The sequence below is a fragment of the Pseudomonas sp. B6002 genome, from assembly GCF_013385985.1.
Lineage (GTDB): Bacteria > Pseudomonadota > Gammaproteobacteria > Pseudomonadales > Pseudomonadaceae > Aquipseudomonas.
The window spans coordinates 1-10,332 of record NZ_JACAOY010000046.1 but is presented as its reverse complement, the minus strand read 5'-3'; the positions used below and the strand labels follow the sequence as shown (position 1 = coordinate 10,332).

Genomic DNA, 10,332 nt, shown 5'->3' with positions numbered 1-10,332 from the left:
AGATACAAGGAGCTGGCTTGCCTGCGATAGCATCACTGCGGTTTTGCTGACAGACCGAGGTGTCTGCATCGCAGGCAAGCCAGCTCCCACACAAACCAGTTCCCACATTACGAAGGGTATGTGGCTTAGGTTCCGGCGATCAGTTGGCGCGCGGCCTGGGTGTGATCGGCAATCAAACCCTTGAGGTCGAGGCCTTCGACCTGGCCGTCGATGACTCGCCATTTACCCGCCACCATCACCCGGTCGGCACGGTCGGCGCCGCACAGCAGCAGGGCCGAGAGTGGGTCATGGCTGCCGGAGAAGCGCAGTTCATCAAGCTTGAACAACGCCAGATCGGCCTGTTTGCCCACAGCCAGTTCACCAATATCCGTACGCCCCAACAACTGCGCCGATCCCTTGGTGGCCCAACCCAGCACGCCTTCGGGCGTGATCTTCTCGGCGCCGTAGCGCAGGCGCTGGATGTACAGGGCCTGGCGGGCTTCGAGGATCATGTTCGATGCGTCGTTGGAGGCCGAGCCATCTACGCCCAGGCCGATGGGCGCGCCGGCTGCGATCAGGTCCAGGGTCGGGCAGATGCCGGAGGCCAGGCGCATGTTCGAGCTTGGGCAATGGCAAATGCCGGTGCCGGCCGCGCCGAGGCGGGCGATCTCATCCGGGTTGAAGTGGATGCCATGGGCCAACCAGGTGCGCGGGCCGAGCCAGCCGACGCTGTCGAGGTAATCCACGGTGCGCAGGCCGAAACGCTGCAGGCAGAAGTCTTCTTCGTCGAGGGTTTCTGCCAAGTGCGTGTGCAGGCGCACGTCGAGGCTGTTGGCCAGTTCGGCGCTGGCTTCCATGATTTCCGGGGTGACCGAGAACGGCGAGCAGGGCGCCAGGGCGATCTGTATTTGCGCACCGTCGCCACGCTGGTGGTACGTGTGGATCAGGCGTTGGCTGTCGTCCAGGATGACCTGGCCTTGTTGCACGGTTTGCTGCGGAGGCAGGCCGCCGTCGGCTTCGCCCAGGCTCATGGAACCGCGGGTGAGCATGGCGCGCATGCCCAGCTCGCGCACGCTTTGCACTTGCACGTCGATGGCGTTTTCCAGCCCGTCGGGGAACAGGTAGTGGTGATCCGCCGCCGTGGTGCAGCCCGAGAGCAGCAGTTCGGCCAGGGCGACTTTGGTGGCCAGTGCGAGTTTTTCCGGGGTGAGCCGGGCCCAGACCGGGTACAGGGTTTTCAGCCACGGGAATAACGGCTGGTTGACCACTGGCGCCCAGGCGCGGGTCAGGGTTTGGTAGAAGTGGTGGTGGGTGTTGATCAACCCGGGGAGGACCACATGTTCGCGGGCGTCAAATACTTGCGCACAGGGCACGGCGGGTTCGCGTCCCCAGCCCAGCACTTCGGTGATCACACCGTCTTGCAGCACCAGGCCGCCACGGGCATCGAGGCCATTGGCAGTAAAAATCGCGAGGGGGTTTTTTAACCAGATACGGGTCGCAGGCATTGGCCGGCTCCTCTGAATGATGGGTTCAGGTTTGCCAGCTCAGTGTTGCCCTGTCTGCTGATCCAGGGTCGCCGGTGAGGGCGAGGCGTGTAGATTACGTGTTGTTGGCGGTTGGGTCTACTGAGTCAATGTGGGAGGGAGCAAGCCCCCTTCCACAGGTTGATTGCGGTATTTACCAGGCGATGGTGTCGCCCTTGTAGTCCACAAAGTGATGGCCGCCCTTGCCGGTGAACGCATTCACCTGATCCACCAGGCCACGCACGCTGGTGTCGACATCGATGTGCGCGTTTTCGCCGCCCATGTCGGTTTTCACCCAGCCCGGGTGCAGCGACAGCACGGTGAGCGTGTGATCGCCCAGTTGAGTAATGAAGCTGTTGGTCATGGAGTTGAGCGCGGCCTTGCTGGCTTTGTACAGCGCAAGGTCCGAACCGTCGGGAATCGTCACGCTGCCCAGCACCGAACTCATGAACGCCAACACGCCGCTGTCCTTGCGGATCTGCCCGGCAAAGCGCTGCGCGAGGTTGATCGGCGCCACGGCGTTGGTGAAGAACAGTTGGCCGACTTCCGCGAGGGTGGCGTGGCCCGGTTCCTGGTTGGCCGGGCCCTTGACGCCGGCGTTGACGAACAGCAGGTCGAACGTCTGGCCTTTGAGGCGCTGGCTCAGGGCGATCACGGCTTGCTGATCGTCCATGTCGAGTTTCTCGATGTGCACCGGGCCAACGGCTTTCAGGGCGTCAGACTTGTTCGGGTCACGCACGGTGGCGGTCACATCCCAACCGTCCTGGAGCAATTGCTTGACCAGGCCCAGGCCCAGCCCGCGCGAGGCGCCGATGATCAGTGCGGTTTTTGGCGTAGACATGAAGGGCTTCCTTTGGAGTGGAGGTTCACGGGTTCAGTGGACAACGTTGCCCAAGCCTTTGCTGCAACTCGTTGCGCAGCTGGCCGAGTTCGGTGATGCGGTTTTCGATCAGGTTGAGCTTGTCTTGCAACAGCTGCGTGACGGCGCGGTCGGGGTCCGGTGCTTGCCAAAGCGCGGCAACACTGCTGCCGATTTCACTGAGGCTGAAGCCCAGGCGCTGGGCGGTCTTGATGTAGAGCACCAGTTGCACCATGTCTGCGGGGTAGTCGCGGTAACCGTTGGCGCTGCGTTGTGCGGCGATCAACCCGCGCTGTTCGTAGAAGCGCAGGGTGTCGCGGCTGACCTGGCTGGCCTGGGCTAATTCGCCGATACGCATGGGGCGGGCTCGTGGGGGCTTGACCTTGGAGCATACTCCAGGCTTTAGCCTGCTGGCTTCTTGAATTGATGGAGTTTGCGGGTATGTGGAGCATTGAACAGTACCGAACCCTGGTGCGCGCCAGTGCCTGGTATGACTTGATCGTCACGGCGGCGTTTGTCACGCCCTGGAGTTTTCTGTGGCTGCACAGCGTGTTGCAGAGCCTGAATCTGCCGGGAGCGTTTCCTGCGTTCGCACCCGCCCATGTGCTGATGGCCAATCTGCTCGGGTCGATCGTGTGCGTCTGGGCGGTGCTGCGCATACGCGATCCGCAACGTGCGTTTGGGTTGTACGACGCCGCGGGTCGTGCGCTGTTTGCGACGTGGCAACTTTATGCGCTGACACAGGGCGCCACGTCGATCCTGTGGGGCATTCTGTTGTTTGAAGTGCTGTGGGGCATCGCGCAAATCTTGCCGGTACGCGCTGATCAAAAAACGATCGACGCTCGCCAGCCCATATGACAGAAGGGCTACACGCGGATGTGCTCAGCTTATCCACAGGCAGGTGCACAGTAGATGTGGGCAGTTTCAGCGTTGCAACAGGATGCGCCCACGGCTAAGGTCGGCGAGTTGGGTTTGCAGGGTGTCGATGTGCGCTTCGCCAAGTGCCAGTTGCAGCTCGACGCCGTTGGCGGTGAAAGTTTCCTCCACCACCAGCCCGCCCAGGTCGGCGACGCGCAATTTCACCAGGTTGAGTTCGGAGAATCCGCAGGCGCAACTGAGCGGCACGCGGCTGATCAACTCAATGCGTTCGGCGTTCTGCAGGCATTTGTTGGCCCCGCCGCCATACGCACGGGCCAGGCCACCGGTGCCCAACTGGATGCCGCCGTACCAGCGAATCACCAGCACCGCAATCTGATCAAACCCTTGGGCTTCGATGGCCGCCAGTATCGGCCGCCCGGCCGTGCCACCGGGTTCGCCATCGTCATTGCTGCGGTACTGGTCCGCCAGTTTCCAGGCCCAGCAGTTGTGCGTGGCATTCAGGTCGCTGTGCTGCTCGAAAAACGCCTGGGCGTCTTGGGGGCTGGTGATCGGTGCGGCGAGGGTGATGAAGCGGCTCTTGCGGATTTCTTCACGAAATTCGCAAAAACCGGTGAGCGTGAAAGGCATAAGTCGCTTCGTTTATAGGGCCGGCTTGACGCCACAGCCTTTGAGGATGATGTGGATCAGGTTGGTACCGGCGTCTTCCATGTCTTGCTTGGTCAGCTTGGTGCGACCGGTGACGCGGCAGATCTGGGTGGCGAAGTCGGCGTAGTGCTGGGTGCTGCCCCACAGCAGGAAGATCAGGTGCACGGGGTCGATGGGGTCCATCTTGCCGGCGTCGATCCAGGCCTGGAACACGGCGGCCCGGCCACTGAACCAGGCGCGGTAGTCCTGGCTGAAATATTCGGTGAGGCATTCGCCGCCGCTGATGATTTCCATGGCAAAGATCCGCGAGGCTTGCGGGTGGCGCCGGGAGAACTCCATCTTGGTGCGGATATAGCGAGTGAGGGCCACGGCCGGGTCGTCCTCGGCGGTCAGTGCGTTGAAGGTGCTGTCCCACAGGTCGAGGATGTTGCTGAGCACGGCGATATACAGGCCCAGCTTGTTGGTGAAGTAGTAATGCAGGTTGGCCTTGGGCAGCCCGGCACTCGAGGCAATGGTGTTCATGCTGGTGCCTTTGTAGCCATGGCGCGCGAACTCGTCTTCAGCAGCCTGCAGAATCGCTTGTTCGTTCTTTTGCCGAATGCGGCTGGCGGGTTTACCGGCGTGGTTGCTGTGGGCAGGAACTTCGAGGCTCATGGAGGTTTCCGTGCTGATCGATAGAGACGACGTGTGCACAGATAACCCACCCTCAAGCCTCAGACAAGTCCCGATGCAATAAAACCGTCAAAGCGGTTCCAGCGTGTCGCTTTCCGGCGCGCGGTTTGCGGCAGCGTGGGTCGTTTTGGCTTCCGGCAACAGCAGGCACAACACGATGGCGGTCAGCCCGCCGCTGGTGATGGCCGAGTCGAACAGGTTCTGCACCAGCGCGGGCATCAGGTGCAGCAGGTTCGGTTGGGCGGCGATACCCAGGCCGACGCCAAAGGAGGTGGCAATGATCAGCATGCTGCGTCGGTCCAGCGGCGCCTGGGCCAGGATGCGCACACCGGCCGCGGCCACGCTGCCGAACATCACCAGGGTGGCACCACCCAATACGGGTTTTGGAATTTGCTGCAACACCGCACCAATCAGCGGAAACAGCCCCAGGCAAAACAGCAGCACGCCGATGTACAAGCCGACGTAGCGGCTGGCCACGCCGGTGAGTTGGATTACGCCGTTGTTCTGGGCAAACGTGGTGTTGGGAAAGGCGCTGAAGGTGGCGGCGATCATGCAACTGACGCCGTCGCCCAATACGCCGCCTTTGAGTCGGCTTATATAAGAGGGGCCGCTGATGGGCTGGCGGGCGATCATGCAGTTGGCGGTGAGGTCGCCGACGGTTTCGATGCTGCTGATCAGATAAATCAGCGCGATCGGCAGGAAAGCGCTCCAGTCGAACGTGAAGCCGAAGCGAAAGGGCATTGGCACGCTGATCAACGGCAAGACGGGCAGGGCCTGGGGCACCAGTTTGCCGCTGCCCCAGGCGGCCAGGCTGCCGAGGGCCAGGCCGATGATGATGGCCGAAAGGCGCACCCACGGCGTATTCGAGCGGTTGAGCAGAATGATGGTCAACACCACGAACAGGCCAAGCGCCAGGTTGGTGGGGGCGCCGAAGTCCGGGGCGTTGAAGCCGCCGCCAAGGTCAGTGATGCCGACCTTGATCAGGCTGATGCCGATCAGAGTGATGACAATGCCCGTCACCAATGGCGTGATGACGCGGCGCAACTGGCCAATGAAGCGGCTCAGCACGATCTGCACGGCGGCGCCGAAAAAGCACACGCCGAAGATCATCGCCATGATGTCTTCCGGGCTGCCGCCGCGTTGCTTCACCAGAAAACCTGCCGACAGTACCGCGCCGAGAAAGGCGAAGCTGGTGCCTTGCAGGCAGATCATCCCGGCGCCGATACCAAATGGCCTACGCGCCTGGATGAAGGTGCCGACACCGGAGACCATCAGCGCCATGCTGATCAGGTAGGGCAGGTGCGCGGTAAGGCCGAGGGTTGAGCCGATGATCAACGGCGGCGTGATGATGCCGACGAACGCCGCGAGCACATGCTGCAGGGCGGCGAGTAGTGCGGGAAACGGTTTGGGTCGGTCGTTGAGGCCGTAGATCAAATCGCTGTTGCTGGCGGATTCTGGTGGCATGGCGGGCAAGCTCAAGGTCTATGTGCTTGTGCTCCTGCAAAAAGCTGTCCAACTGCTCAGCTTTATTACGAGGCCCGAGTTAACGGGTTGCCGCGAGGCTTTCCAGGAAACTTTCCAGCACCAAATGGGGGCGACGGCCTTTGCGCGTGACCGATGCCAGGCTCAAATCGTAAAAACGTGTAGTCGGTTTCAGCGCGCGCAGTCGGCCTTGTTGCACCCAGAGGCTGGCGTAGTGGTCGGGCAGGTAGCCGATATAGCGACCGGTGAGAATCAGGAAGGCCATGCCTTCGCGGTCCGAGGCGCTGGCCGTGCAATTAAGTGCCTGGTAATGGGCCTGGATCTCGGCGGGCAAGCGGAAGGTGGGGGCGATGGCGTCCTGGCTGTCGATGCGCGTGTCGTCCAGTTGTTTGTCGTCGGCGTAGAACAGTGGGTGGCCGACTGCGCAGTAGAGCAGCGAACGTTCGCTGTACAGCGGCTGGTATTCCAGCCCCGACAGAGCGCTGGCCTGGGGTACCACGCCGACGTGCAGGCGCCCGTCGAGTACACCTTGTTCCACTTCGTTGGGCGCGATCATGCGGATCTGGATCTGCACATCCGGGCCACGTTCCTTCAGCTGTGCCAAGGCGTGGGTGATGCGCATGTGGGGCAGGGTAACGAGGTTGTCGGTGAGGCCGATGATCAGCTCGCCACGCAAGTGTTGGTGCAGGCCGTTGACCTCGGTGCGAAAACTTTCCAGGGCACTTAACAACTGCAGGGCAGATTGGTAGACCTCGCGGCCTTCTTCGGTCAGGGAGAAACCGGCGCGGCCGCGTTGGCACAGCCGTAGCCCAAGGCGCTGCTCAAGGTCACTCATCTGTTGGCTGATGGCCGAACGGCCGATGCCCAGCACGGTTTCGGCTGCCGAGAAGCCGCCGCATTCCACCACGCTGCGGAAGATACGCAGCAAGCGAATATCGAAGTCGCTGACTTGGGCGAGAGGGTCGGGGCGACGGCTGCTCATAGTTTAGTAAAGGCCTGACTGAAGGTTAGAAGAGTTGAATTTCACCGACTTTATCGCCGTGGCAACTTAGCTGCAACAACGCTTTTCAATCCCGACGCTGCCTTTTGCCTTGCGAGGTTTTGCTGATGAACATGCCTGAAAACGCCCCATCGTCCCTGGCCAGCCAACTTAAGTTGGACGCCCACTGGATGCCTTACACCGCCAACCGTAACTTCCAGCGTGACCCGCGCCTGATCGTGGGGGCGGAAGGTAGCTGGTTGATCGATGACAAGGGGCGCAAGGTCTATGATTCGCTGTCCGGCCTGTGGACCTGCGGCGCGGGGCATACCCGTAAGGAAATCCAGGAGGCGGTGGCCAAGCAATTGGGCACTCTGGACTACTCGCCGGGCTTCCAATACGGTCATCCGCTGTCCTTCCAGCTGGCGGAAAAAATCACCGACCTGACACCGGGCAACCTCAACCACGTGTTCTTCACCGACTCGGGTTCCGAGTGCGCCGATACCGCCGTGAAGATGGTGCGAGCGTACTGGCGCCTAAAAGGCCAGGCCACCAAGACCAAGATGATTGGCCGCGCCCGTGGTTATCACGGTGTGAACATTGCCGGTACCAGCCTGGGTGGTGTTAACGGCAACCGTAAGATTTTTGGTCAGGGCTTGATGGACGTTGACCATCTGCCGCACACCTTGCTGGCGAGCAATGCCTTCTCCCGTGGCATGCCGGAGCAGGGCGGTATCGCGTTGGCGGATGAACTGCTCAAGCTGATCGAACTGCACGATGCGTCGAACATTGCTGCGGTGTTTGTCGAGCCTATGGCCGGTTCCGCTGGCGTATTGGTGCCGCCTCAGGGTTACCTCAAGCGCCTGCGTGAAATTTGCGACCAGCACAACATCCTGCTGGTGTTCGACGAAGTGATCACCGGTTTCGGTCGTACCGGCTCGATGTTCGGTGCCGACAGCTTCGGTGTAACCCCGGACCTGATGTGCATTGCCAAGCAAGTCACCAACGGCGCCATCCCAATGGGCGCGGTGATTGCAAGCAGCGAGATTTATCAGACGTTCATGAACCAGGCGACGCCCGAGTACGCGGTGGAATTCCCACACGGCTACACCTACTCGGCCCACCCGGTAGCGTGCGCAGCAGGCCTGGCGGCACTGGACCTGTTGCAGAAGGAAAACCTGGTGCAGAGCGTGGCCGAAGTCGCGCCGCACTTTGAGAATGCGCTGCACGGTTTGAAGGGCAGCAAGAACGTGATCGACATTCGTAACTACGGCCTGGCCGGTGCGATCCAGATTGCCCCGCGTGACGGTGATGCCATCGTGCGTCCATTCGAGGCCGGCATGGCCTTGTGGAAAGCCGGTTTCTACGTGCGCTTTGGCGGTGACACCTTGCAGTTCGGGCCAACCTTCAACAGCAAGCCGCAAGACCTGGATCGCTTGTTCGATGCCGTCGGCGAAGTGCTGAACAAGATCGACTGATTTCTCCTTCTATATAGAACAACTTTTCAGGAGCCCTGCATGAGCCTTATCCAGCACTTGATCAACGGTGAGTTGGTCAATGACAGCGGCCGTAGCGCCGACGTGTACAACCCGTCCACTGGCCAGGTGATCCACCAGGTGCCGTTGGCCAGTCGCGAGACTATTCAGCAGGCGATCGACGCGGCCAAGGCGGCGTTCCCGGCTTGGCGTAATACGCCAGCGGCCAAGCGTGCCCAGGTGATGTTTCGTTTCAAGCAATTGCTGGAGCAGAACGAAGCGCGCATTTCCCAACTGATCAGTGAAGAGCACGGCAAGACGCTGGAAGATGCGGCCGGTGAATTGAAGCGCGGGATCGAGAACGTGGAGTACGCGTGCTCGGCGCCGGAGATTCTGAAGGGCGAGTACAGCCGTAACGTAGGACCGAACATTGATGCATGGTCGGATTTCCAGCCTTTGGGTGTAGTCGCGGGTATCACGCCGTTCAACTTCCCGGCGATGGTGCCGTTGTGGATGTACCCGTTGGCGATCGTTTGCGGTAACTGTTTCATCCTGAAGCCTTCGGAGCGCGATCCAAGCTCGACGCTGCTGATTGCGCAACTGTTGCAGGAAGCCGGTCTGCCTAAAGGTGTGCTGAGCGTGGTGCATGGCGATAAAGGCGCGGTGGATGCGTTGATCGAAGCGCCGGAAGTGAAAGCGTTGAGCTTCGTGGGTTCGACGCCGATTGCCGAGTACATCTACTCCGAAGCGACCAAGCGCGGCAAACGCGTACAGGCGCTGGGCGGAGCGAAGAACCATGCGGTGCTGATGCCTGATGCGGACTTGGACAACGCGGTCAGTGCTCTGATGGGCGCTGCTTACGGTTCTTGCGGCGAGCGTTGCATGGCGATTTCGGTAGCGGTGTGCGTCGGTGACCAGGTGGCGGATGCGTTGATTGCCAAGTTGGTGCCGCAGGTGAAGGCCTTGAAGATTGGGGCGGGCACGTCTTGTGGACTGGACATGGGGCCGTTGGTGACTGGCCAGGCGCGGGATAAGGTCAGTGGGTATATCGAAGACGGTGTTTCTTCGGGCGCCAAGCTGGTGGTTGATGGTCGCGGGCTGAGCGTGGCGGGCCATGAAGAAGGTTTCTTCCTGGGGGGCAGCTTGTTTGATCGTGTGACGCCTGAGATGCGCATCTATAAGGAAGAGATCTTTGGGCCAGTGCTGTGCGTGGTACGGGTGAATAGCCTGGAAGCGGCGATGCAACTGATCAACGATCATGAATACGGTAATGGCACGTGCATCTTTACCCGTGACGGTGAAGCGGCGCGTCTGTTCTGCGACGAGATCGAAGTGGGCATGGTGGGGGTTAACGTTCCGCTGCCGGTGCCGGTGGCTTATCACAGCTTTGGCGGCTGGAAGCGTTCGCTGTTTGGCGACTTGCATGCCTATGGGCCGGATGGGGTGCGCTTTTATACCCGTCGCAAGGCGATTACCCAGCGCTGGCCGCAGCGGGCCAGCCATGAGGCTTCGCAGTTTGCGTTCCCAAGCTTATAAGCAGTAGTGAAAGCCGGCCCCTTGGGGCCGGCTTTCGTGTTTTTGGGGCTTTTCTGACCTTTATGACAGAAATGTGAAGAAAGGCGTTGACGGCAGATTATATCTGTCTATAATTCGCCCCACTTCCGGCGCAGTCGAAACGGAAAACTCCTTGATAAACAATGAGTTATGCAGGTTTCGGCAGTGAGTTGCTTCAGTTTATCGAAGCCAAAAGGAAGTTGAAAAAGAGGTGTTGACAGCAGCGTGTAACGCTGTAGAATTCGCCTCCCGCTGACGAGAGGTCGGAAGCGCAAGTGGTTGAAG

Annotated in this window: 10 protein-coding genes; 3 read left to right on the top strand and 7 right to left on the bottom strand. The window is 60.7% G+C overall.

The window, feature by feature from the left end; genetic code table 11:
* Positions 1 to 125: 125 nt before the first annotated feature.
* From HX792_RS30140 to HX792_RS30130, 3 genes are all read right to left on the bottom strand, one after another.
* Entirely contained in the window at positions 126 to 1,484 is a 1,359-nt protein-coding gene (locus HX792_RS30140; RefSeq protein WP_176999476.1) for an 8-oxoguanine deaminase, read from the bottom strand.
* A 172-nt stretch (positions 1,485 to 1,656) separates the two neighbouring features.
* A complete protein-coding gene (locus HX792_RS30135) occupies positions 1,657 to 2,343 on the bottom strand; it encodes an SDR family oxidoreductase (RefSeq protein WP_176999475.1) in 687 nt (228 codons plus the stop codon).
* Positions 2,344 to 2,368: 25 nt separating this feature from the next.
* Positions 2,369 to 2,719: a MerR family transcriptional regulator gene (locus HX792_RS30130; protein ID WP_176999474.1), complete on the bottom strand. Its 351-nt coding sequence runs from the start codon at positions 2,717 to 2,719 to the stop codon at positions 2,369 to 2,371.
* An 83-nt stretch (positions 2,720 to 2,802) separates the two neighbouring features.
* Here HX792_RS30130 and HX792_RS30125 point away from each other — a divergent pair, with 83 nt between their 5' ends.
* Positions 2,803 to 3,219 carry a hypothetical protein gene (locus HX792_RS30125; RefSeq protein WP_176999473.1) on the top strand — a complete coding sequence of 139 codons (417 nt, stop codon included), beginning with the start codon at positions 2,803 to 2,805 and terminating at the stop codon, positions 3,217 to 3,219.
* Between the two features lie 66 nt (positions 3,220 to 3,285).
* Here the strand turns inward: HX792_RS30125 and HX792_RS30120 are convergent, their stop codons facing one another.
* From HX792_RS30120 to HX792_RS30105, 4 genes are all read right to left on the bottom strand, one after another.
* A complete protein-coding gene (locus HX792_RS30120; RefSeq protein WP_176999472.1) occupies positions 3,286 to 3,867 on the bottom strand; it encodes a YigZ family protein in 582 nt (193 codons plus the stop codon).
* Between the two features lie 12 nt (positions 3,868 to 3,879).
* Positions 3,880 to 4,539: a TetR/AcrR family transcriptional regulator gene (locus HX792_RS30115; protein ID WP_176999471.1), complete on the bottom strand. Its 660-nt coding sequence runs from the start codon at positions 4,537 to 4,539 to the stop codon at positions 3,880 to 3,882.
* A gap of 87 nt (positions 4,540 to 4,626) precedes the next feature.
* Positions 4,627 to 6,021, bottom strand: a complete 1,395-nt coding sequence (locus tag HX792_RS30110; RefSeq protein ID WP_176999470.1) for a uracil-xanthine permease family protein — start codon at positions 6,019 to 6,021, stop codon at positions 4,627 to 4,629.
* Positions 6,022 to 6,100: 79 nt separating this feature from the next.
* Entirely contained in the window at positions 6,101 to 7,021 is a 921-nt protein-coding gene (locus HX792_RS30105) for a LysR family transcriptional regulator (protein ID WP_176999469.1), read from the bottom strand.
* 125 nt (positions 7,022 to 7,146) lie between these two features.
* Between HX792_RS30105 and HX792_RS30100 the strand changes: the two genes are divergently transcribed.
* Together HX792_RS30100 and HX792_RS30095 are read left to right on the top strand one after the other, a co-directional pair.
* Positions 7,147 to 8,496, top strand: coding sequence for an aspartate aminotransferase family protein (locus HX792_RS30100; protein WP_016969366.1), 1,350 nt, complete (start codon positions 7,147 to 7,149; stop codon positions 8,494 to 8,496).
* 39 nt (positions 8,497 to 8,535) lie between these two features.
* On the top strand, positions 8,536 to 10,029 hold the full coding sequence (locus tag HX792_RS30095) for a CoA-acylating methylmalonate-semialdehyde dehydrogenase (RefSeq protein WP_176999468.1): 1,494 nt from the start codon (positions 8,536 to 8,538) through the stop codon (positions 10,027 to 10,029).
* Positions 10,030 to 10,332 lie beyond the last annotated feature (303 nt).